General features: G+C 46.9%; 28 protein-coding genes. 25 read left to right on the top strand and 3 right to left on the bottom strand.

Going from position 1 to position 21,034, the window contains the following annotated elements:
- Window positions 1-29 precede the first annotated feature (29 nt).
- The 9 genes from ACFVRY_RS14530 (at window position 30) to ACFVRY_RS14570 (ending at window position 6,050) form a co-directional block, all read left to right on the top strand.
- The gene (locus tag ACFVRY_RS14530; RefSeq protein WP_387500895.1) at window positions 30-581 is read left to right on the top strand and encodes a hypothetical protein; all 552 of its coding nucleotides are present in this window, start codon (window positions 30-32) and stop codon (window positions 579-581) included.
- A gap of 105 nt (window positions 582-686) precedes the next feature.
- Window positions 687-1,523, top strand: a complete 837-nt coding sequence (locus ACFVRY_RS14535) for an outer membrane protein assembly factor BamD (RefSeq protein WP_387500896.1) — start codon at window positions 687-689, stop codon at window positions 1,521-1,523.
- Between the two features lie 49 nt (window positions 1,524-1,572).
- Entirely contained in the window at window positions 1,573-1,800 is a 228-nt protein-coding gene (locus tag ACFVRY_RS14540; RefSeq protein WP_387500897.1) for a hypothetical protein, read from the top strand.
- 84 nt (window positions 1,801-1,884) lie between these two features.
- The gene (locus ACFVRY_RS14545; protein ID WP_387500898.1) at window positions 1,885-2,184 is read left to right on the top strand and encodes a hypothetical protein; all 300 of its coding nucleotides are present in this window, start codon (window positions 1,885-1,887) and stop codon (window positions 2,182-2,184) included.
- A 128-nt stretch (window positions 2,185-2,312) separates the two neighbouring features.
- The gene (locus ACFVRY_RS14550; RefSeq protein WP_387500899.1) at window positions 2,313-2,750 is read left to right on the top strand and encodes a hypothetical protein; all 438 of its coding nucleotides are present in this window, start codon (window positions 2,313-2,315) and stop codon (window positions 2,748-2,750) included.
- A complete protein-coding gene (locus tag ACFVRY_RS14555; protein ID WP_387500900.1) occupies window positions 2,737-3,654 on the top strand; it encodes a peptidoglycan recognition protein family protein in 918 nt (305 codons plus the stop codon). The genes ACFVRY_RS14550 and ACFVRY_RS14555 overlap by 14 nt, the downstream gene beginning before the upstream one ends.
- A gap of 11 nt (window positions 3,655-3,665) precedes the next feature.
- Complete coding sequence (locus tag ACFVRY_RS14560; protein WP_387500901.1) at window positions 3,666-4,034, top strand: phage holin, LLH family; 369 nt, start codon at window positions 3,666-3,668, stop codon at window positions 4,032-4,034.
- 126 nt (window positions 4,035-4,160) lie between these two features.
- Window positions 4,161-5,261 carry a three-Cys-motif partner protein TcmP gene (locus ACFVRY_RS14565; protein ID WP_387500902.1) on the top strand — a complete coding sequence of 367 codons (1,101 nt, stop codon included), beginning with the start codon at window positions 4,161-4,163 and terminating at the stop codon, window positions 5,259-5,261.
- A gap of 42 nt (window positions 5,262-5,303) precedes the next feature.
- Entirely contained in the window at window positions 5,304-6,050 is a 747-nt protein-coding gene (locus ACFVRY_RS14570; RefSeq protein WP_387500903.1) for a DUF5131 family protein, read from the top strand.
- Between the two features lie 419 nt (window positions 6,051-6,469).
- Here ACFVRY_RS14570 and ACFVRY_RS14575 read toward each other — a convergent pair whose 3' ends face one another.
- Together ACFVRY_RS14575 and ACFVRY_RS14580 are read right to left on the bottom strand one after the other, a co-directional pair.
- On the bottom strand, window positions 6,470-6,697 hold the full coding sequence (locus ACFVRY_RS14575) for a hypothetical protein (protein WP_387500904.1): 228 nt from the start codon (window positions 6,695-6,697) through the stop codon (window positions 6,470-6,472).
- Window positions 6,698-6,811: 114 nt separating this feature from the next.
- A complete protein-coding gene (locus ACFVRY_RS14580; RefSeq protein WP_387500906.1) occupies window positions 6,812-7,654 on the bottom strand; it encodes a hypothetical protein in 843 nt (280 codons plus the stop codon).
- A gap of 220 nt (window positions 7,655-7,874) precedes the next feature.
- Between ACFVRY_RS14580 and ACFVRY_RS14585 the strand changes: the two genes are divergently transcribed.
- From ACFVRY_RS14585 to ACFVRY_RS14595, 3 genes are read left to right on the top strand one after another with little or no spacing between them, the layout of a single operon-like run.
- Window positions 7,875-8,072 (top strand): hypothetical protein, encoded by a 198-nt coding sequence (locus tag ACFVRY_RS14585; RefSeq protein ID WP_387500907.1) that lies wholly within the window; start codon window positions 7,875-7,877, stop codon window positions 8,070-8,072.
- The gene (locus ACFVRY_RS14590) at window positions 8,065-8,352 is read left to right on the top strand and encodes a helix-turn-helix domain-containing protein (RefSeq protein ID WP_387500908.1); all 288 of its coding nucleotides are present in this window, start codon (window positions 8,065-8,067) and stop codon (window positions 8,350-8,352) included. The genes ACFVRY_RS14585 and ACFVRY_RS14590 overlap by 8 nt, the downstream gene beginning before the upstream one ends.
- A 14-nt stretch (window positions 8,353-8,366) precedes the next feature.
- Window positions 8,367-8,693: a YolD-like family protein gene (locus ACFVRY_RS14595; protein WP_387500909.1), complete on the top strand. Its 327-nt coding sequence runs from the start codon at window positions 8,367-8,369 to the stop codon at window positions 8,691-8,693.
- A gap of 16 nt (window positions 8,694-8,709) precedes the next feature.
- Here the strand turns inward: ACFVRY_RS14595 and ACFVRY_RS14600 are convergent, their stop codons facing one another.
- A complete protein-coding gene (locus ACFVRY_RS14600; RefSeq protein ID WP_387500910.1) occupies window positions 8,710-8,931 on the bottom strand; it encodes a helix-turn-helix domain-containing protein in 222 nt (73 codons plus the stop codon).
- A 128-nt stretch (window positions 8,932-9,059) separates the two neighbouring features.
- On the opposite strand from ACFVRY_RS14600, the gene ACFVRY_RS14605 reads away from it, so the two are divergent.
- From ACFVRY_RS14605 to sigF, 13 genes are all read left to right on the top strand, one after another.
- Window positions 9,060-9,302: a DUF7667 family protein gene (locus ACFVRY_RS14605; RefSeq protein WP_387500911.1), complete on the top strand. Its 243-nt coding sequence runs from the start codon at window positions 9,060-9,062 to the stop codon at window positions 9,300-9,302.
- A 347-nt stretch (window positions 9,303-9,649) separates the two neighbouring features.
- Window positions 9,650-10,114: a ferric iron uptake transcriptional regulator gene (gene fur / locus ACFVRY_RS14610; protein ID WP_066363568.1), complete on the top strand. Its 465-nt coding sequence runs from the start codon at window positions 9,650-9,652 to the stop codon at window positions 10,112-10,114.
- 203 nt (window positions 10,115-10,317) lie between these two features.
- On the top strand, window positions 10,318-10,551 hold the full coding sequence (locus ACFVRY_RS14615) for a DUF4227 family protein (protein ID WP_387500912.1): 234 nt from the start codon (window positions 10,318-10,320) through the stop codon (window positions 10,549-10,551).
- Window positions 10,552-10,716: 165 nt separating this feature from the next.
- Window positions 10,717-11,640: a site-specific tyrosine recombinase XerD gene (xerD, locus tag ACFVRY_RS14620; protein ID WP_387500979.1), complete on the top strand. Its 924-nt coding sequence runs from the start codon at window positions 10,717-10,719 to the stop codon at window positions 11,638-11,640.
- A gap of 163 nt (window positions 11,641-11,803) precedes the next feature.
- Window positions 11,804-12,982, top strand: coding sequence for a phosphopentomutase (gene deoB / locus ACFVRY_RS14625; protein WP_387500913.1), 1,179 nt, complete (start codon window positions 11,804-11,806; stop codon window positions 12,980-12,982).
- Between the two features lie 47 nt (window positions 12,983-13,029).
- Entirely contained in the window at window positions 13,030-13,854 is an 825-nt protein-coding gene (locus ACFVRY_RS14630; protein ID WP_387500915.1) for a purine-nucleoside phosphorylase, read from the top strand.
- A 58-nt stretch (window positions 13,855-13,912) separates the two neighbouring features.
- Window positions 13,913-15,244 (top strand): pyrimidine-nucleoside phosphorylase, encoded by a 1,332-nt coding sequence (locus tag ACFVRY_RS14635; protein WP_387500916.1) that lies wholly within the window; start codon window positions 13,913-13,915, stop codon window positions 15,242-15,244.
- Window positions 15,245-15,476: 232 nt separating this feature from the next.
- Window positions 15,477-16,523 carry an acyltransferase family protein gene (locus ACFVRY_RS14640; protein WP_387500917.1) on the top strand — a complete coding sequence of 349 codons (1,047 nt, stop codon included), beginning with the start codon at window positions 15,477-15,479 and terminating at the stop codon, window positions 16,521-16,523.
- Between the two features lie 277 nt (window positions 16,524-16,800).
- Window positions 16,801-17,727, top strand: a complete 927-nt coding sequence (locus tag ACFVRY_RS14645) for a class I SAM-dependent methyltransferase (protein ID WP_387500980.1) — start codon at window positions 16,801-16,803, stop codon at window positions 17,725-17,727.
- 206 nt (window positions 17,728-17,933) lie between these two features.
- Window positions 17,934-19,136: a D-alanyl-D-alanine carboxypeptidase family protein gene (locus tag ACFVRY_RS14650; protein ID WP_387500918.1), complete on the top strand. Its 1,203-nt coding sequence runs from the start codon at window positions 17,934-17,936 to the stop codon at window positions 19,134-19,136.
- Window positions 19,137-19,316: 180 nt separating this feature from the next.
- Window positions 19,317-19,670 (top strand): anti-sigma F factor antagonist, encoded by a 354-nt coding sequence (gene spoIIAA, locus ACFVRY_RS14655; protein WP_066363552.1) that lies wholly within the window; start codon window positions 19,317-19,319, stop codon window positions 19,668-19,670.
- Window positions 19,667-20,122 (top strand): anti-sigma F factor, encoded by a 456-nt coding sequence (gene spoIIAB, locus ACFVRY_RS14660; RefSeq protein WP_387500919.1) that lies wholly within the window; start codon window positions 19,667-19,669, stop codon window positions 20,120-20,122. Before spoIIAA ends, spoIIAB begins: the two co-directional genes overlap by 4 nt.
- 11 nt (window positions 20,123-20,133) lie before the next feature.
- The gene (gene sigF / locus ACFVRY_RS14665; RefSeq protein WP_387500920.1) at window positions 20,134-20,889 is read left to right on the top strand and encodes an RNA polymerase sporulation sigma factor SigF; all 756 of its coding nucleotides are present in this window, start codon (window positions 20,134-20,136) and stop codon (window positions 20,887-20,889) included.
- The last annotated feature ends 145 nt before the right edge of the window (window positions 20,890-21,034 follow it).

The following is a 21,034-nucleotide window of genomic DNA, read 5'->3' on the forward strand; positions in this document are numbered from 1 at the left end:
GATACAAATTTAGCAAAGGAGATGTAGCTTTGAAGAAGTTTATATCTGGTATTATTGTCGGTGTTTTGTTGTTTGTAGGGGTAACAGCATTTGCAGATTCGTCGAGTCTAATTGGCCAGAAAGTGCAGGGGTTATTTTTAATTGAAAAGGGTGGGGCGAAGGTCGCTGATGCCGTAATTATCAAGGGTTTGGCATATGCTCCAGTTCGTGCAGTAGCTGAAGCTACAGGAGCCTCATTAACAGTAGAAGGGAAAAAGATCATTATGGAAGATAAACCAACGACTTCTGTTTCTGAACCTGCATCTGTTGACTCAGGATCAATTGATGAACTGAAAGCTTCTCGTGAAAAACTAGTTGATGCAATCAAGCAAAAAGAGTTTAATATTAAAGATCTTGAGAACACAATCGGAATCTATGAATCCATGGCAAAAGAGATGGAAAACAACGGCGATCTTGGAAAAAGAGCTTCAGATTCAGCCGGAGAATACAAAAAATTGGTCGAACAACGTAAGGCCGAACTCGTTGATCTCAAGAAACAACTCGCTGATATTGAATCTAAGATTGCTGAAGTGCAGAAATAAAACATCTAACTCGACAGTACATTCAGTAGATTCATAAAATTGTCCTACCATGTCACCTATCTCTTGGATATACTTGGAATATTACATATTCAGGAGGTCGCAACATTGAAAAAAAGAATTATGCTCACAACTGCTGCGTTTATGCTTGTAGTCGTCCTTTCGGCTTGTTCCGGAAATAATGAGGTCTCTACCTCAGCAGTACAAGCATCTGCGGAAGTGGCACCCGTTGACATTAAAAGTTTATACGACGATGCAAAAGAAAAGTATTATTCTGGGGACTACGATGGGATTCGATCGATAAGTGATAAGATGTCGGGGGCATTCCCTGACGATCCGCAAACCGCAGAGGTGCTTGAGTGGACACGTGAGTTGTATGCCGTGAATAAACCAACAGCTGAGCCAACAGCAACTCCCTATACAACCATTGCTCCAATTGCTACTAAAAGTCCAGAAGAAATAGATAAGATATTATCTAAGCTTCGAGTTGAAAAGGATGAGGTACGAGAAAGTGATTTTTATTTTGATCCTTCTTCGTCGAAGTACTCCAATTCAAATGATGTGTATGTTTACTTCTCCCGAACTAAAGATAGTGGTGTAACAAACCCACGTTTCAGAATTCAATATTCAGGGGACAGGTGGCTATTCATCGAAAAATTCGTTATCAACGCTGATGGAGAAGTATTTGAAATTGCACCTGGATATTCGGAGATAAGCCGAGACAATGGATCGGGTGATGTTTGGGAGTATTATGATGTCACAATAATCAAAGATATTTATGATAAGGTACTAAAAATAGCAAACTCCAATAAGGCGATAATCCGATTTGAAGGAGAGAACCGGCAATACGATATGACCGTGACGGACAAGCAAAAGAAAGCCATGCTAAACATGCTGAAATTGTATAGAGAAGCAGGCGGATCAACATTCATTTTTGAAATCTAATTATCATGTGAGGGGCCCTTTTGGGTCCTTTTATTTTGCACGAAAGGAGGTGATCCCTCTGAAAATCACTAGTATTGGAGTATCCATCGATCTCACCCAGCCGGTGTCGGAAGTGGTAGACATTATTTCTATCGTTCTAAATCACCACCCTAATCGGCATCAGGAGATCCTTGAAGCGATTGACACAAAGGTCTGCGAAGCGCTGGCCAATCTTCAAAAGTCCAAGGAGCTGCCGGCAGAACCAACTGAATCCAAAACAGAAGAAGCAGCGAACTAGCACGCCCAACGTGGAGCGTGCTTTTTTTATGCCCTCGGTTCTCCGGGGGATGTTTTATATAAATAGAGAGAAGGGAGCGGGGGAATGGACGCAGAGCGGATATCTGATATCGAAAAATTGCTTCCACTTGCTGAAAAATACGGGCTCGCCGTGCTGCTTGTATTTATATTGCTGATTGTCGTTATGATTCAATGGAGGGCAGTGATGAAGGGGGACTTGGTTCCACGAGAATTGCTAGACCGTGCAGAAGAAGACCGGGATCGGCTTCAGGCGATCCTGGACAAGGAACGGGCCGACTTTATGGCCCCTACTTTAGAAGTGCTGCAACGTCTCAAAATAGATCATGCTGCGGTAAGTGGCAATGACGAGGATAGGGGTGGATAACGTGTTGACGAAATGGATTCAACGTTTATTCCCCCAGCACCGAGAGAGAGAAAAGGAGCTGGACCGAGCATCTGGCCGCGTTGCAGTCAGTATTGCCCGATATAAAAATATGTCACAAGAAATACAGGATGAAATCGAGCGCAATCGCTTTGCTCGGTACTTGGTTTACGACAAGGGGGATCATCATGGAGGTCATTGATATCGTATTGTTAATCGCATATTCTATTTCACTGATCTGCGCGCTGCTGCTTATAGCCGCGCTTTTTTTGTACTTTCGGAAGAGATTCCGCGCGGGAGTAATCAGCCTATTCATGCTGGCGGTGTTCTTCTTTCTAGGAGCCTATACAGTCGAAATGGGCGTGGCCTTCTGGATTCGCTTCAATAATACGGCCGGCGGCGCCGTGCTCACCGCCCTTAAATCGCAAGCATGGGCCACAGCGCAGATCGGCACCACACTGGGACTGCTCATATTGACCGTGCTTATGTACACGAAACGGCAGGATCTTTTCATGGCGTTACCAGCTGTGAAACCAGGAGAGGAGCAAATAGAAGATGATCAAAGATAAATATGTAATTGAACGGCGCTATATCAATAAGCGCCAGAACGTTCGGCCCGGTACCCGATTAACTTCGGGAACACCGGGTTTTTTAGTTGCTCATGATACGGGTAACCCGGGAGCAACGGCGGATAAACACTTCAATTATTTCAACGCGCTGAAGGATCGGTCGGCCTCGGCTCAAACTTTCATTGATGACAAAAAGATTTTGGAGATCATCCCGACCGGCACCGGGGCGGACCCGGCGGAGAAGGCTTGGCATGTACTCTATAGCGTGACCACCGATAACAAGTTATTTGGTGGCGACGCCAATGACATCGCATTGGGTGTGGAGCTGTGCTACGGAGGCAAGATTGTCTTTACCGAGGCTTATAAGCGCTTTGTGTGGTACCTGGCCTATTGCTGCGACAAGTGGAAGCTCAATCCTCTGACCCACATCCCGAGCCATAAGCAGTTGGATCCGGCACGCAAGAGTGATGTTGATCAGGCGTTGGCAACAGTGGGCAAGACACTGAAGGATCTGTTGTATGACGTAGTTAAGGAAATGCAGGAAGAGCCAGTGGTGATCATGCCACCTAATGCTGTGCAGTTGCTGGCCAATATCGCACAGGCACTTATTGATGATTATGTATCTCCGGCGTGGTTCGTGGCCCGAAAGACTGGGGATCAAGTGGCAACTACGCACCTTCATAACCTTGCGAATAACCTTCGGTTGGCTGCATGCATTCCGTTGCAGCCTGGATCGACAGCGCCGTTTGTGCAGCTGCCGAAGAGTAATGTCCAGGAATTGATTTTCCGTTGGCTGTCTCCCGGCTGGTTTGCGGCTAAACAAAAGGACGATAAGACTGCTATGGCTTATTACAATAGTATGGCAAATCACCTGCGGGAAGCCGCGGGCATGCCAAAAGAATAGGAGCAGATATTATGCAATCAATCATTGATGGAGTTCAACCATATGTGACAAATATTGTCCTAGCTGTTGTTGGTGTCCTGGCTACGGTAATACTAAGGACAGTTGCGCTACTGCAGCAAAAGGCAAACTCTTGGTTTGATGCTAGGCTTTCGGTATCTCAGCGGGAGCTGCTGCATAAGGTTGCGGCTGAGGCGTTCGCCTATGCGGAGACTGTCTATAAAGACAAGCAAAATCAGGTCAAGCTTGCACAGGCTTTGGAGTATGCGACACAGCAGTTAGGCTGCAGAGGTATTAAGATCAAGCCTATTGAAATCAGGGCGGCCATTGAGAAGGCTTGGTATGAGTATGAAGGAAAAGACAAGAAGAATACCTTACGGTAAACAGTTGCCCACTAGCTTCGGCTGGTGGGCTTTTTAGTCGAAATTTGTAAAAAAACATATGTTCGGAAGGAAATGTAATTTCGTTAGGGAATTATACCCAGTATCAAATTTACTGGGGGGATTTATTTGGCAAAACCGAGGACTACGTTGTGGGAAATCGAACCACACACTATTGCAAAACACATTATTCTGAAAAGTTATCTAGGGGCTTGGTTTCCAATAATGGGCAGATATAATAGGAGATTATTGTATCTCGATGGTTATTCAGGTCCAGGCTCTTATAGTAACGGGGAACCAGGTTCGCCCATAATTGCACTCCAAGAGGCTGAGGCGTATTTTGATTTTTGCGAAAGATCAGGGTTGGAAAAACCTGAAATTGTCTTTTTCTTTATTGAAGAAGATAAAAAAAGGGCTGAGCATCTTAAGGCAAGTTTAAGCGGGGTTAATTTCCCTGAAAAGTTTAAAATCAATGTAATTAATTCGACATTTGAAGAGCAAGCAAAGAGTTTGATTGATCATCTTGAAGAAAAAAAACTGATGCTTGCTCCGGCATTTTTATTTATAGACCCTTTCGGTTATAGCATTCCTTTTGATATTGTTCAGAAGCTTATGAGTAATGATAAATGCGAAGTATTTATCAACTTCATGTATGAATTTATGAATAGGTTCATTGAGAGAGAAGGGCAAGAAACGGTTCTTACAAGTCTCTTCGGAACAGATATCTGGAAGAACATCCCTGTGAGTTCGATGAATCCTAATGAAAGAAAGCAAGCAATACATAGTCTATATCAGTCACAGTTGCAGGGGCATGCAGCTCAGTATGTTCGTTCATTTGAAATGAAAGGAAAGAAACATGCAACTAAGTACTTTATGTTCTATGGAACAAACCATAAGCTTGGTTTGGAAAAAATGAAGGATGCAATGTGGAAAGTTGATACAGGAGGAAATTATACTTTTTCTGACGCGACTGACCATAACCAAGGGGTATTATTTGGGGATGAGCCTGATTATGAATATTTGAAACAGTTATTAGTTCGGAGATTCTCTAAGCAAAAAGTAGAAATAGAAAAGATTGAGGATTTTGTTCTTTGTGATACTCCGTACCGAAAAGCTCACTTAAAAAGAAGTACCTTGGTTCCAATGGAAAAAAACTTCGAGTTAAAAGTTTTAACGGAGAGAAAAAAACCATGGAGTTATCCTGCTGGAACAATAATAGAGTTTATTTAATAAAAAGGAACTCATGTTCCCGTTGACTGTGATATAATTTACATGAAAGGAGCGATTAATATGGCCGGAAACTCACACATAGAATGGACCGAGGCTACTTGGAATCCAGTGACGGGATGTTCAAAGGTGTCTGAGGGTTGCAAGAATTGTTATGCTTTGACTATGGCTAAGCGATTGAAGGCAATGGATAATCCGCGATATGTGAACGGATTTGATGTAACTCTTCATCATGATTTGATTGAGATGCCGTTGAGATGGAAAAAACCTAAAAAAATATTCGTTAACTCAATGTCCGATATGTTCCATGAGAATATTCCTTTAGACTTTATCAAAGAGGTATTCAAAGTGATGAACGAAGCTCATTGGCATACATTTCAGATTCTTACAAAAAGGTCACAGCGACTTTTAGATGTAAGTGCTGAGTTGAAATGGACGGATAATATTTGGCAAGGTGTAAGCGTTGAGAATAACAGAGTCACAGATCGTATTGATCACCTACGCCAGACTCCGGCAAAAGTTAAATTTCTCTCATGTGAGCCTTTACTTGGCTCATTGCCTAACTTAAATCTTGATGGAATTCATTGGGTAATTGTTGGGGGTGAATCTGGTGCTCGAGCAAGGCCGATGAAAGAAGAATGGGTTTATGAGATACGGGATCAATGTGTAGAACAAGAGGTAGCGTTCTTCTTTAAGCAATGGGGAGGCGTTCAAAAGTTTAGAAATGGTCGCTTACTTGATGGACGAACTTGGGATGAGTACCCGGAAGTAGATAATGTAATTAATGCATAAGTCAGGACACCTTCGGGTGTTCTTTTTTGCGTTCAAGAAAATTTAACTTATGGTCACATACATAATCCAAATTTATTTAGGTGTTTTTCTATTTTAATTGTCAGTGATAGCGAAATGTGATAATGTATATACTGCAAGTCCGAAAGCTCTTGGTTAACGTGAATTCGCGTTTACTGGGGGTGATGAATATGAAGATAGATCCTCGATTTATTTTAATGTGGATTCTAATGGTTTTAATAGTGGCGATGGGTTTCGTAGTTTGGATGGTTAAATATTAACTAAAGATGCTTTTGGACCGGTACCCTCTTCTTTCGGGGAGGATATCCGGTCAAAGGAATAAATATATATAGAATGCATGAAAAAAAGTTCTGTCACGAGGTACTTCGGACAGAACTTTTTTCAATTGGGAGGAATTGTCTTTATTCATTTGTCTCACCTTCCACACGTAGTCTTATCACTCGCGAGATACTCTCCACATCATTTATCGGTACCCATATCGGACCATCAATCGTGTTGATTTTTACTCTCTCTGGATCCGCTGATACCTCTGCAATACCCTTTATCTTCTCCCCATTCGTGAGCCATGCGACAATCATTTCCTGTCTAACAGCAGCAACTTTCAGACTCTGCTTCAGTTTCCTATCCATAATCCACCTCAGCGTTTTTGATTAGTATAAAGTATCTTTAAAATAGAATCGAGGATTTAGATTACATTAATGCAAAGAACAACCCGCCGGGTTACCTGACGGGTTGTTTCCAAATTATTTAGCTGTGTATTCACTTACTTCAAAGGTCAGGATCTTATCGAAGATCACATAATCAGTACGTTTGCTAAATGGTCCCTTGTTATTATCATGCTTGTTGATACCATATCTAGCTGATCCGGAAGCTGAATCGTACCAACTTAGGAAGGCTGCGACCTCAGACATTGGCAAGTCGAACTCTTTCTCAAGCCCTGTGTTCATTGTTACAACAAGGATTGCACGGTCACCTGATGGTTGTTCAGGTGTTGGTGAAGGGCTTACTATTGGTGTAGGCTCAATGGTTGGTTCTGGCGATGCTGTTGCAGTTGGATCAGGAGATGGCGTAGGTTCTGGTTCAACATATCCAGGATCAAGTAACTCTCCAACAATATCTATTGCATCAATTTGTGTGTAACCTGCGTTTAAACTTTTGATAGTCACAGTATGATTCCCTAAAGGCAAATCCAGTTTTTCATAGACAAGAGCTATATCAACGTTAGGGGATCCAAGGCCGGAATATTGTTCAACTACACCATCAATTGTAATTGTTTTTTGCGAGCGATTTGAATTTATAATGTCTATTATTCTAAGACTTGAACCATAAAATTTAAAAGTAACCGTCTCTCCAACCTTTGTTGTGTAATGCATTGAACCTTTGTATAAATGTGGTTGATTAGATACTTTCCACCCCTGACTCCATACGAATCCTGGGTTCGTATCGTCTATGCGTACCCATCCTTCTTCTGGTTGAGGAAGAGTCGTTCCAACAGAAGCAGCAGTTGCGGTTTTCTGAAAAACAAAGAACGATAATACCATGATTAGAGATAAGACTAGAGTCAAACCTCTTTTCCAATTTTTCAAAACTTTCATCTCCTTTAATATGTATACTTCAAGCCTATACTAATCAAGGGCGAACAAACAGTCTGTTTTTCGACAGAAATTTACAATAGACTAAAGAGTTAAGAAATACTTAATAAATTCAATAATTTCCTAAATGGTGAATAAGTTATATGTTGCATGTGGAACGTAAGTTTGCATATAATACAAACAAATGTTCTTATTTTATCGGAGGCGATCAATCATGAAAATGAGCATCGGCCAAATTATCGAAATCATCTACCTGGACAAAGCAGGCAAGATCACGCAGCGGAAGATCGAAGTAAACGGCATCCGTGAAGGCCGCATCCGGGCCGCCTGCCTGACTACTGGCGCACCACGGGTATTCTTGGCGTCCAGCATCCTTTCATGGCAGCCTGTGACGGAGGAGCGCCATGCTTAGTGATACTGCTCGCAAGTTGCTGATGATCATGCGGCATTCGTCAGTACATCACGGACATATGCCGACCATTGCAGAGCTTGAAACGAAGAGTGGAAGAACGCAGGATAAGATAAGGCTTGGGTTACAGGAATTGGTTGATGAAAAATACATTCAATGGCAGCCCGGCAATCCACCTGAGAGTGCTCTAATACTTGAGGGATGGGAGCGAACCGAGGATAGGCCAGCATCAGTAACCTGGGGCATGGATGGGGGCCAAATCGATTACTGGACCGATTATTAGGAAGGGCGGACATCATGGTACGTAAACTAGAAAGTATATTTGACTGCAGCCGGATGATGCTTCCGGAACACAAGATACGAATTATCAGTGACGAGAGGGCGCAGAGCCTACGTAGCAAGCCGGTGCTTGACTCACAAGAGTGGGAACTGATCGATCAAGTACTCGCTTACTCAAAGCGGTACAGGGAGCAGATAACGATAACTCAATTTGACCCAGTGCGGGATATTAAGATTCGGGGTGTGGTGCTGGCCGTGGATAGGCAGCTGCGGCGGATAAAGCTGCAGATGGAATACGACTACGACTGGATCAAGATCGACGATGTAATTCAAGTGACTACATAAACAATACCCCACCGGATTATTCTGGCGGGGCTTCTTTGTCTTCTATGTATTCCAGCAATTCTCCGGTACTGACCTTTAAATGCTTACAGAACCTGTCTAGCGTCTCCATATCCACGCGCTTGGACGTATCATGGTACAGTCCGGACACCGTGTTAATGGCAAGTCCAGTTTCTCTGGCGACGCCCCTGATGGACTTCCCCTGCTGATCCATTATCTCTTTGACATGGTTAACGATCACGGACAGGCCTCCCTTTTCCAAAAGTATACAGCAGCAGAAAAAATGTATCAACAAACTCATACGTGTATCATCTTCCTGATACGACTGCATACAATGTATTAGGATGATGATACAGGAGGTTGGTTATTATGTTGCCCGTACATTTAAGGTTGGCGGAGATCTTCTATATTAATATGAAGGAAGCACTCACTCTGGAGGAAGCGAAGGAGCTGCAGTACTGCTTGCGGGAGAACGCCAGATACTGCTGGGATTACCTGATGATCGAGAACCAGTCCAGATTGGCAGGTGCTACGAATGATCATGAATGGCAGCTGGAACTGCAGCGGAAGTTAGAGGTTCTGAGGTTGACGGGGAGGGTGCCGAAGATTTAACATGATCCTATAGCTTTAAATAGAAGCTAAATCCGCTAAAGCTCATACTACGTGATTCTCGTCTATAAAATCACGGGAAAGTCACATTTTATCTTTTACTAGGTTTCAATGCGTTTTACCAATCATGCGATATATATCCGTGATCTCAAAATATATGTCATAATTGAACTATATTTCAGCACGTTTAATCGGCCTCATGATGCGCTGGGTCACTCCATCGCTAGTACAAGCCCTGTCCCTATTAACCGTTCATTAAAACCGTTTGACTTCTCAAAGCGACTCCCCCTATAATAAAAGAAGTGGTTTGAAGCCCGGTGTGGTTAATTTTCCAAGGGGGAGGGAGACAGGTGGAAGCCCGGATAGATAAAATCAAACAACAGTTACAATCCCAAGGATACAAGCTTACACCCCAACGGGAAGCGACCTTAAGAGTGCTACTGGAGAATGAAGAGGATCATCTGAGCGCTGAGGACGTGTTCATGCTCGTCAAGGAGAAGGCTCCCGAGATCGGTTTGGCGACCGTATATCGTACCCTGGAACTGCTCAGCGAGCTTCATGTCGTAGAGAAGATCAACTTCGGTGACGGCGTGGCAAGATACGACCTGCGCACAGATACAGCGAAGCATCATCATCACCATCTAATCTGCGTGCAATGCGGCAGTATGGACGAGATCCGTGAGGATTGGTTGGGTCCGCTGGAAGAGCGACTGGAGAAGGAGTACAATTTCTCGGTGCTTGATCATAGACTTGACTTTCATGGAATATGTCATCGCTGCAAGGACAAGAACAATACGGACGGCGAGCCGTCCTAAGCAAGATTATAGATGAAGATTTACCGCACAAAGCTCTCCTACGGCTAGATGGCCGGGGAGAGCTTTTTGAATGAATGTGCTGGTTTTCTTGAATCAGGGGTAAGATACATAACGTTCCATTCCATCGCATAAGTTGAAGGACGGGCCTATTTGAAAGGTCAGAGAAGCCTGATTCTTGTCAATAACGTGGAGGGGGAATATTTGTGATCGTTTCTTTGCCCAAAACGGTGCGTCGGATGTATTTTCTGCTTATGTTTGTGCTGTTGAGCTATTTGCTTTATCATTTCATGAGCTTCATCGGCGAGTGGATCAATCCGATCCAGCAACAAGACATCCCGGAAGGTACCGCGGTCCGGGCCTTTCATGATGCCTACTATGGCAGTGAAGGTATGAACGCGGGGGAGCGCCTGCGCTACTATTACTGGTACGGCGAGTGAGAGCGGCCGAAGTAGAAGCAGGAAATAGATTGAACCATGTCGAATGAAGCTAAGGAGCTTGGGTATAATCTGGCCGAGTCCTTCTTGGCAGCATCATTTGAAAGTCATGCCAAGGAGAGGCAGACTGCCACAAGCGTAGCTGCGTTAGACAGGAGCGTGAATGAGATGAGGTCACACTTGCAGCCCTTTATGCTTTATTTGTCCAGGGATAAAGGTTTGTCAGCGAATACGCTGGAATCCTACGGGCGGGATGTGTCGCAATTTCTGGATTTTGCGGAAGGGCGGGGCGCAGCATCACCGGATGAGATCAGAAAGCCGCTGGTTATGCTGTATCTCGGCTCACTGGGCGCGGCAGGCAAGGCTGCCTCGACGGTGAACCGGAATACAGTGTCGCTCCGCGCTTTTTTTCATTACTTAATGAAGGAACAATTGATGTTTCAGGACCCGACGCTGGAGATGGAATCCATTAAGCCGGATAAGAAGCCGCCGATGGTATTGACGGTGGCGGAGATTGAGAAGCTGCTGGCAGCGCCCGATCAGAGCAGCCCTCAGGGGATGCGCGACAAAGCTATGCTGGAGCTGCTCTACGCTACAGGCATTCGCGTGTCGGAGCTGATCTCTCTGGATGTCGGCGATGTGCATACCGGCATGAAATATGCCCGCTGCACAGGAACCTCCGGCAAAGAGCGAGTGGTCCCTATTGGCGTAATCGCTGCAGAGGCGGTAGCGGTATATACTACTGATATGCGAGACAAGCTGCTCCGACATCATCTGGAGGAGCCGGCATTATTTCTGAACAGTCTGGGTGGTCGCTTGACAAGGCAGGGCTTCTGGAAAGTCATCAAGAAATATGCGCGTGAAGCCCATATTCAGCAGGACATAACGCCGCATACCTTGCGTCATTCCTTCGCAGCCCATCTGCTAGAGGGTGGTGCGGATCTGCGCTCCGTACAGCAGATGCTTGGACATGCAGATATTTCGACGACTCAGATTTATAGCGGCATTGCCCGCAAGAATATGAAGGAAGTCTATGAGCAGCATCATCCAAGAGCATTGGGGCAAGAGGTCAAAGATGCTTTTTATGAGTAATATGGTTATGATGGAATCATACTGAAAAGATAGGCCTTCCGGGAATAGTCGGCGGCCCTCTTTTCACGAAGAACGGATACAGTCCTTATAGAGGCGGTACAACCGTTTCTTCCTGTTGGATAGAGCAATCAAATCAGTCAGATAACGAAGGAGTGAGACGGTCATGTCCTCATTTAAACGGATTGGCTTTATAGTTCTTGACAGTGTAGGGATCGGCGAAGCGCCGGATGCGGCAGGCTTTGGAGATGCTGGTTCTCATACGCTTGGACATATTTTGGAGCGTGTGCCGGGCTTGAAGCTGCCTAACCTGCAGAAGCTCGGGTTGGCCAATATCGCCCCGCTTCCACCGCTTGCACCAGTGGAGTCACCAACCGGATATTACGGTAAAATGCAAGAAGTATCCGTAGGCAAGGACACGATGACCGGCCACTGGGAGCTGATGGGACTGAAAATTGAGGTGCCGTTCAATGTGTACCCGGATGGCTTCCCGGCAGAGCTGATCGAGAAATTCGAGCAGGCAACTGGCCGTAAGGTGATCGGGAACAAGCCAGCCTCTGGTACCGATATTCTGGTGGAGTACGGGGAAGAGCAGATGAAGACGGGTGCCTGGATTGTGTATACCTCGGCAGATAGTGTGTTCCAGCTTGCCGCACATGAGGATATCATTCCGCTCGAGGAACTGTATGCGGCTTGCAAAATCGCCCGAGAGCTGACCATGGCTCCCGAGTTCTCCGTAGGCCGTGTCATTGCCCGCCCATATGTGGGCGAACCGGGACATTTCGTGCGTACGCCGAATCGCCATGACTATGCGGTGAAGCCGCCGGAACCGACCGTGATGAATGCGCTCGAGGATATTGGCAAGGATGTTATTGCCGTGGGCAAGATCAATGATATTTTCACAGGAGAAGGGGTTACCGCTTCTTATCCGACGAAGAGCAACGAGCATGGGATTGAAGTTACCATAGAGGAGCTAAGAAAGCCATTCAATGGATTGTTGTTCACCAACCTCGTGGATTTCGACTCCCTGTACGGACACCGCCGGGACCCGGAAGGTTACGGCCGGGCGCTTGAAGTGTTCGACCAAGCATTGCCCGATATTATCGCTACACTGGGCGAGGATGATCTGTTGATTATTTCGGCTGACCACGGTAATGATCCAGTTCACGCTGGAACGGATCATACCCGCGAGTATGTGCCGTTGCTTATTTACAGCCCATCGCTGACAGCTCCGGGTAGTCTGGGCATTCGCCATACCTTCTCCGATGTTGCAGCAACCATTGCTGATAATTTCGGAGCTAAGGCGCCGAAGTATGGGACGAGCTTCCTGGCAGAATTACAATAGAAATAAAGCATTACAACTGCTTTACCAACTTCAAGGGGGAAATGACAATGAACGTAGTTAGCCAAAATCAGATTCAAGAAGCAGCAGTCTACATTAAGGGAAAAAGCACGGTAGCACCAGAAATCGGTTTGATTCTCGGTTCGGGTCTTGGTGTACTGGCTGACCTGATCACTGACGGGATCTCGATTCCGTATCATGAAATTCCACACTTCCCGGTGTCCACAGTAGAAGGACATGAGGGCGAGCTGTTGATCGGTACGATCGAAGGCCGCCGTGTGGTGATGATGAAGGGCCGCTTCCACATGTATGAAGGGTACGGACCGGAAACAACAGCATTCCCGGTACGTGTGATGAAGGAGCTTGGTGTAACCAGCTTGCTGGTGACTAATGCTGCGGGCGGAGTGAACACGGAATACGCGCCAGGCGATCTGATGCTGCTTACCGACCACCTGAACCTTACCGGACGCAACCCGCTGATCGGGCCGAACGACTCGGCACTTGGCGTACGCTTCCCGGATATGTCAACGGCATACAGCCCACGCCTCATCAAGGTAGCCAAAGAAGCGGCTGCGGCGCAGAACTTCGAGTTCAAGGAAGGCGTATATGCCGGAGTTCTCGGACCTTGCTATGAGACGCCAGCAGAGATCAGAATGTTGCGCACGCTTGGCGCTGATGCTGTGGGTATGTCGACCGTATCAGAGACGATTGTTGCCCGTCATGCGGGTATTGAAGTGCTGGGTATTTCCTGTATCACCAATATGGCGGCCGGAATTCTCGATCAGCCACTTGATCATGGTGAAGTTATGGAGACAGCTGAGCGCGTACGCGAGAGCTTCTTGAAGCTGGTACTGGGCTTTATTCCAAACATGTAGTCACGGCTACATCTGTGGACTTTATTATCTATCCCGCATTCCAAGTGGAGGTTACAGGATGAGAGCAGTAGACATTATTCAGAAGAAAAGAGACGGCGGCGAGCTTAGCAGCGAAGAAATTGCTTTTCTGATTCAAGGCTACAGCCGTGGCGATATTCCGGATTATCAGATTGCATCTTGGGCGATGGCGGTATACTTCCAAGGGATGAATGCCCGGGAGACCGGAGATTTGACGCTGGAGATGGCCAAGTCTGGTGATCAGGTAGATCTTAGTCCTATCGCAGGTATCAAGGTGGACAAGCACTCAACCGGCGGTGTCGGCGATAAGACGACCGTTGTATTGGCGCCTCTTGTCGCGGCTGCTGGCGTACCTGTCGCCAAAATGTCGGGGCGCGGCCTCGGTCATACCGGCGGCACCATCGACAAGCTGGAGTCCATCTCCGGCTTCTCGGTGGAGATGGACCGCGAGCGCTTCTTCGCCCAAGTCGGCGAAATCGGCGCCGCTGTCATCGGCCAGTCGGGCAATATTACGCCTGCCGACAAGAAACTGTACGCGCTCCGTGACGTTACCGCTACGGTAGAGTCCATTCCGCTCATCGCAAGCTCCGTCATGAGCAAGAAGATTGCCGCTGGAGCTGATGCCATCGTGCTCGATGTCAAGACCGGCAGCGGCGCCTTCATGAAGACACTGGATGATTCCATTGCGCTGGCACAGGCCATGGTTGACATCGGCACGCATCTGGGCCGCAACACGGTTGCGGTCATCAGCGACATGGACCAGCCGTTAGGTTACGGCATCGGCAATGCACTGGAGATCAAGGAGGGCATCGAGACCCTAAAGGGCCAAGGTCCGAAGGACCTCGAAGAAGTCAGCCTGATCCTGGGCAGCCACATGCTGGTGCTGGGCGGCAAGGCGCGCAACGAAGCTGAAGCACGGACCATTTTGAAGTCTCACATCGCGGACGGTACGGCGCTGGAGAAGTTCAAGCAGATGGTAGTGGCGCAAAGCGGAGATGTGACGCAGATTGAATCCCCGGACAAGCTCCCGGCAGCGAAACGCCTGATCGAAGTCAAGGCCGCTGCAGCAGGATATGTGGACGGCATCCAGGCTGAGGAAATCGGCATAGCCGCCATGCTGCTCGGGGCTGGACGTGAGACGAAGGAATCGGTGATCGATCTTGCAGTCGGCATTTACCTGACTAAGAAGGTGGGCGATGCTGTGGCAGCTGGTGAGACGCTTGCGGTTCTGCATGTTAATGATGCCTCGGAAGATAAGGTAGCTGAAGCTGAGCGCAAGGTCATTGAAGCTTACCGGATCTCTTCCAGCCCGGTGGTACCACCGCCGCTTGTCTATGCGTTGGTTACCAAAGACGGCGTCACACGCTATTAAGAGGTACTGTTGTACCTATGCCTATAGGGAAAATGAACGATAGCAGTATTTGGGTTAATACTCTGGGTCATCCGGTCAACGGATGGCCCATTTTTTAATGGAATGGTGACGTTCCCTCTAGGTCCTCAGCATGAAAGTTTCAGGAAATAATCATTTAAAATTGAAATGATCATCTCCCTCCCCTATACTATGTTTTCAAAAGAGACTACATCTGTGAGGAGCTGGAGTGCGTATGGAGAAAAGGCGGGAGCTGTGGATTGACGCGGCCAAAGGCCTAAGTATTATTTTTGTAGTGATGGGACATTCGGGCGATGCCTTTGCCAATCATTATTTGTCCTGGTTTCGGATGCCGTTGTTCTTCTTACTGAGCGGGATGGTATTTAAGCCAGTGGACCCCGCACGCTACATAGGCTGGGCAGTGAAACGGACGAAAGGGCTGATGACACCTTATTTGGCCTATGGGCTGCTGATCACGACAGTTTTGCTCTTATTCACATTAAATTTAAAAGGGTTTGCTGAAAATATCGCCAGACTGCTTTACGGAGGACTGTCGCTGACCGGTCCCTACGGTGTGTTCTGGTTCATTACCTGCCTGTTGTTCACACAACTGATCTTCGGGTACATTACCCGTTTCCGCGGCGTGACCCAATTCCTCTTGATCGCCTCATGTTACCTGCTTGCCCATGTGATTTCTATGACTTCCCTGAAGAACTTCAATCTCCCTTGGAACATCGATGTGTCCTTGCTGGCGATTACTTATTATGCCCTAGGGTATTACGGGAAGAAGGCGATTCCGGCCATCATTGGCCGCTGGTTCATTGTTCCGTTCATCTTACTGGCTAGCGCGGCTGCGTTCTATTTGGACCATACCGGGGTAATCAGCTATAGCCTGAATATGAAATACAAGCAATATGATGCGCTGCTGCTGGATCTGATCATTCCGTTAGTCATTTCATTGACCATCTGTGCCCTGGTGTTCTGGCTCTCGAAACTGTTGCCGCTGAAATGGCTGGGAGATTTGGGACGCAATACGATTGCGATCATGTACCTGCATTTGCCGATCAATTATGGTCTGAAGCATTTGCTGGGGACGGATTATGGGCTGGTACCGTTCACGTTGGTGGGTGTAGTCATTCCGCTGCTCCTTGCTATGGTGATTGTCCGTTTTCCAGTGCTGTCGAGACTCTATCTCGGTCACAGTGGCAAAAGCCGCCCTGCTGTAAGCTACAGTGAACGCGGAGCGGCCCGGAATGCCGTTAGCACCGAATCCATTTCATAAATCCATAACCTTTTTGAGCCATAATTGGATCGAAAGCAATGTCAAAAAAGCTTTAAACTACCACCTGCTTTGAGCGGGTGGTAGTTTAAGAAAGATCATATAGTATAACTGATAGAAGTTGAGACTGACTGTCCGTACTTTTACATCTACCAAAACATTTTCAATTTGGGAGGAAAACGTATTGAAACCAACAGAGTCTAACGTAACAGCTTTAGGTTCAGCATTTGACCGAACATACAATAGTGAAAGCGACATACCAGAAGAATTAGATGCTTCTGTGGAAACAGATTCAGAACAAAATGGGGCTAGTTTAACTTCCTTAGTATCAGCTTTTGGTAGGGCGTATCATAGTAGGTATGATTCACCGAAAGTGGTAGATGATTTTATTGTAAATAAGTTGATTTCCAAAGAGGAATTTTCAGCTATCAGTAAAAATTTGATTGACGGTATACAATTTTTTAATAAAGATATCGGAGAAAGGTTTAAAGATGAATCAGATCAAATTTTAAAATGGATTACACAAGTTCAGGTATCTTCAATACCTCTAGCACGCTCTGCCTATTGTGAAAAAGTGTTACTTGATGAAGTAAAGTCTGGCCTAAAGCAGTATGTCATACTAGGCGCTGGCCTGGATACTTTCGCACTCCGGTTTCCGGAATTACAAAGCAGTTTAAAGATCTTTGAAATTGATCATCCGGATACACAAGTGTTTAAGAAAAAAAAGCTAGCCGCTGCTAAATTCGACATCCCTGATCATCTTTATTTTGTACCAATGGACTTTACTACTGAATTTTCCCATCAGAGCTTAGTAAAGGAAGGATTTGAAAACGAGAAAACGTTCTTTAGCCTGTTGGGTGTCACATATTATTTATCAAAAGAAGAGAACGCTGCTTTGATGCAACATTTTTTTGAAAATGTCCCATCAGGTAGTTCTATTGTGTTTGATTATGCAACTGAAAAACTTTTTGAAGAAAAAGGAATGTCTAATCGGGTGGAAAACCTAGTGAAATTTGCTGAAGCAAGCGGGGAACCGATGAAATCAGGATTTACATGGGATGAAATTACAAGCATATTGGAAAAGTCAGGATTGCAGATTAAAGAGCATCTATCACCTGAAATGATGAACAAACTCCTATTTAAGAATAGGACGGATTATTTGTCTGCATTCGAGACAGTACATTATATTCATGCTGTAAAAAAATAGTTTTTTAAGCCTAAAGCCTATTAAACATTACTTCCAAGTCGCTAGTTATCGCACCTTATTCGGATTGAAATCCGCCTGATGAAATGGATTCTGCCGGAAAATAATTCAGATTTTTTCCCTGCAAAATGGAATATTAATGTCCCTTTCTGACGAAACTGGAACACAGTACCTGTGAAATGAAGGTTAACGTTCAGGAGGGGACTTTTGTGAGAAAAAAACGTTGGACAGCTTTGCTACTGGCATTCTGTATCAGTACCGCGGCCCTGGGTCCGGCCTCAGGTGTTTTTGCGGAGGGAAAAAGTAAGGCTAAGGGTGGCACGCCTGCCGCTGTTGACCTGGCCCCAGGGGCGCGTTCCGCCATCCTGATGGATGCGGGTACCGGTACAGTGATCTATGAGAAGAACAGTCATGACAAGCTGCCACCGGCCAGTATCACCAAGATTATGACGATGCTGCTGACGGTAGAGGCGCTGGATGATGGCCGGCTGAAGCTTGATGACAAGGTTCGGACGAGTGAATATGCGGCGTCGATGGGCGGCTCGCAGATTTTTTTGGAGCCAGGTGAAGAAATGACGGTGGATGAGATGCTGAAAGGCATCGCGATGGCCTCCGGTAATGATGCTTCTGTGGCGATGGCGGAGAAGCTGGCCGGCTCGGAAAGTGCCTTTGTCGATATGATGAACAAGCGGGCGGAGGAACTGGGACTGAAGGATACCCATTTCGCCAACTGCAATGGTCTTCCAGCTACCAACCATTACTCTTCAGCCCACGATATCGCCGTTATGAGCCGGGAACTGCTGAAGCATGAACGGATTATTAAATATACCGGCTCCTATCAGGATTATCTGCGCAAGGATTCGTCCAAGCCGTTCTGGCTGGTGAACACGAACAAGCTGGTCCGCTTCTACACAGGAGCAGATGGTTTGAAGACCGGCTATACTTCGGAAGCTAAATTCTGCCTGTCCGCTACAGCTGCAAGAGATGGTCTGCGCGCCGTGGCCGTTGTGCTGGGCGAGCCGAACACGAAGACCCGCAACAGCGAGGTGTCAGGCATGTTCGACTACCTGTTCTCGCAGTATAAACTGCATACGATCCACAAGGCTGGTGACACTATCGCCACGCTTAACATTGAGAAGGGCGTGAAGAAGACGTTGCCGATTACAGCCAAGGATGCCTACAGCGTTCTGCTGAAGAAAGGTGTCACTCAGGAGGGCATCCGTCATGAATTGGTGCTGCCGGAGAGTATTAAAGCGCCTGTTGCTGAAGGGCAGACTGTCGGCAAGCTGGTCGTATACCAAGGTACAAGTGTGATCAAGGAATATGAACTGAAGGCTGGCGAGGCGGTGCCGAAGGCAGGCTGGTGGAAGCTGTTCAAGCGGACGGCTGGGTCGCTATTCACAGCGGATTAATTCCGTACATTTTGTAGATGCCCCCTATGTATTCTGTAGATTCATAGGGGTTTTCTTCTAGTTTTGTCGGGAGGCAGGATTCCTGATTTGCCGCGTAGAAAACCTTGTCTTGTGAAGAGTGAGCAAGTGATTCCTGTTCATGGGCAGTTTTTCAAAGCAACGAAGAGGAGAGTGGCAAGCATGAATTCTCATGTGGAAATGGAGCATCACCGGGGTGTGCTGATTGTCCGTTTGTCAGGGGAGCTGGACCATCACGCCGCCGATTATGTACGGATGGATATGGATGAAGCGATTATGCGGGGCCAGGTCGAGCATCTGGTGCTGAGTCTCAAACATTTGCAGTTCATGGACAGCTCGGGCCTTGGTGTTATTCTGGGAAGGTACAAGCTGATTCGCGCTAAAGGTGGCAAAATGGCGGTATGCGATGCGACCGCACCCGTACAGCGGCTGCTTGAAATGTCGGGCCTGTTCAAGATTATGCCCTTATATGACGACGAGAGCGCTGCACTCTCGGATTTGGAGGTTGCGTTATGACTAATAGCCAAGCCGATAACTTCATGCATGTGCAGTTCGCTGCGCTCTCGGAGAATGAGTCGTTCGCACGTGTGGTGGTGGCGGCTTTTGTCTCCCGGCTTGATCCAACGATGGATGAGCTGAATGATCTAAAGACAGTCGTGTCGGAGGCCGTCACCAACTGCATTATCCACGGGTACGACAGTGACCCCAGCGGCGTTGTCAGCATCTCGGCATCCATTGATAACGAGACCGTACGCTTGACCATTGAGGACAAGGGACGGGGGATCGAGGATCTGGAGCTGGCACAGCAGCCACTATATACCTCCAAGCCGGAGCTGGAGCGGTCGGGAATGGGTTTTACCATTATGGAAAATTTCATGGATGAGTTTGAAGTAACCAGTGAACCGGGGCGAGGTACCTCCATCACAATGAAGAAAACCATCGTCTCGAAAAAAGCTTTATACAATTAGGGGTTGGAGCCATGGATGCTGAAGCTAAAAAAGCTCCGCCGACCTATTTGGACGATGCGGAGGTCAAACGTCTTATCGCGCTTAGTCAGGCCGGGGATAACCTGGCCCGCGACACGCTCGTAAGCTGCAATATCCGCCTGGTCTGGTCGGTGGTGCAGCGGTTCATGAACCGCGGATATGAGCCTGACGATTTGTTCCAGATCGGTTGTATCGGACTCTTGAAGTCCGTTGATAAATTCGATCTCAGCTATGAGGTCAAATTCTCTACCTATGCCGTGCCGATGATTATCGGTGAGATTCAGCGCTTCTTACGCGATGATGGCACTCTGAAGGTCAGTCGTTCCCTCAAGGAGATGGCCAACAAGGTGCGCAAGATGAAGGATGAAATGTCCAAGACGCTGGACCGCTTGCCGACCATCGGCGAGGTGGCCGAAGCACTGGGCGTAACACCGGAAGAAATCGTATTTGCTCAGGAGGCCAACAAGCCGCCAACCTCGATTCACGAGACCGTGTTCGAGAACGATGGCGATCCCATCACCCTGATTGACCAGATTGCCGATGAGAGCCAGGAGCGGTGGTTCGATAAGCTGGCGCTGAGCGAGGCCATTGGTGCCTTAAGCGAGCGGGAGCGGCTGATCGTCTACCTGCGCTACTACCGGGATCAGACGCAATCCGAAGTCGCCAGCCGTCTTGGCATCTCTCAGGTTCAGGTGTCGAGGCTGGAGAAGAAGATCCTGGCGAATATCAGGGAGCAGATTGCCCAGTGAGCCATAAATGGGTAAAGTAGGAGTATGACGATAAAAGGATTCAGATAACAAGGTGACTTCTACATCTGTCAGAAGTCATCTTTTTTCATGAGTGAATTGTACTTTTTTTCACATGTAAATGGAATGATCTATAGCATCTTAAACT

Source organism: Paenibacillus sp. NPDC057934, from assembly GCF_042887565.1.
Classification (GTDB): domain Bacteria; phylum Bacillota; class Bacilli; order Paenibacillales; family Paenibacillaceae; genus Paenibacillus_AQ.

Excerpts from the sequence above, each read along its gene's own strand:
- ACFVRY_RS14545 (WP_387500898.1), top strand. The coding sequence starts at position 1,885 with ATGGACGCAGAGCGGATATCTGATATCGAAAAATTGCTTCCACTTGCT.
- ACFVRY_RS14550 (WP_387500899.1), top strand. The coding sequence starts at position 2,313 with ATGAAATCGAGCGCAATCGCTTTGCTCGGTACTTGGTTTACGACAAGG.
- ACFVRY_RS14555 (WP_387500900.1), top strand. The coding sequence starts at position 2,737 with ATGATCAAAGATAAATATGTAATTGAACGGCGCTATATCAATAAGCGC.
- ACFVRY_RS14560 (WP_387500901.1), top strand. The coding sequence starts at position 3,666 with ATGCAATCAATCATTGATGGAGTTCAACCATATGTGACAAATATTGTC.
- ACFVRY_RS14570 (WP_387500903.1), top strand. The coding sequence starts at position 5,304 with ATGAAAGGAGCGATTAATATGGCCGGAAACTCACACATAGAATGGACC.
- ACFVRY_RS14575 (WP_387500904.1), bottom strand. The coding sequence starts at position 6,697 with ATGGATAGGAAACTGAAGCAGAGTCTGAAAGTTGCTGCTGTTAGACAG.
- ACFVRY_RS14585 (WP_387500907.1), top strand. The coding sequence starts at position 7,875 with ATGAAAATGAGCATCGGCCAAATTATCGAAATCATCTACCTGGACAAA.
- ACFVRY_RS14590 (WP_387500908.1), top strand. The coding sequence starts at position 8,065 with ATGCTTAGTGATACTGCTCGCAAGTTGCTGATGATCATGCGGCATTCG.
- ACFVRY_RS14595 (WP_387500909.1), top strand. The coding sequence starts at position 8,367 with ATGGTACGTAAACTAGAAAGTATATTTGACTGCAGCCGGATGATGCTT.
- ACFVRY_RS14605 (WP_387500911.1), top strand. The coding sequence starts at position 9,060 with ATGTTGCCCGTACATTTAAGGTTGGCGGAGATCTTCTATATTAATATG.
- xerD (WP_387500979.1), top strand. The coding sequence starts at position 10,717 with ATGAGGTCACACTTGCAGCCCTTTATGCTTTATTTGTCCAGGGATAAA.
- deoB (WP_387500913.1), top strand. The coding sequence starts at position 11,804 with ATGTCCTCATTTAAACGGATTGGCTTTATAGTTCTTGACAGTGTAGGG.
- ACFVRY_RS14630 (WP_387500915.1), top strand. The coding sequence starts at position 13,030 with ATGAACGTAGTTAGCCAAAATCAGATTCAAGAAGCAGCAGTCTACATT.
- ACFVRY_RS14635 (WP_387500916.1), top strand. The coding sequence starts at position 13,913 with ATGAGAGCAGTAGACATTATTCAGAAGAAAAGAGACGGCGGCGAGCTT.
- ACFVRY_RS14640 (WP_387500917.1), top strand. The coding sequence starts at position 15,477 with ATGGAGAAAAGGCGGGAGCTGTGGATTGACGCGGCCAAAGGCCTAAGT.
- spoIIAA (WP_066363552.1), top strand. The coding sequence starts at position 19,317 with ATGAATTCTCATGTGGAAATGGAGCATCACCGGGGTGTGCTGATTGTC.
- spoIIAB (WP_387500919.1), top strand. The coding sequence starts at position 19,667 with ATGACTAATAGCCAAGCCGATAACTTCATGCATGTGCAGTTCGCTGCG.
- sigF (WP_387500920.1), top strand. The coding sequence starts at position 20,134 with ATGGATGCTGAAGCTAAAAAAGCTCCGCCGACCTATTTGGACGATGCG.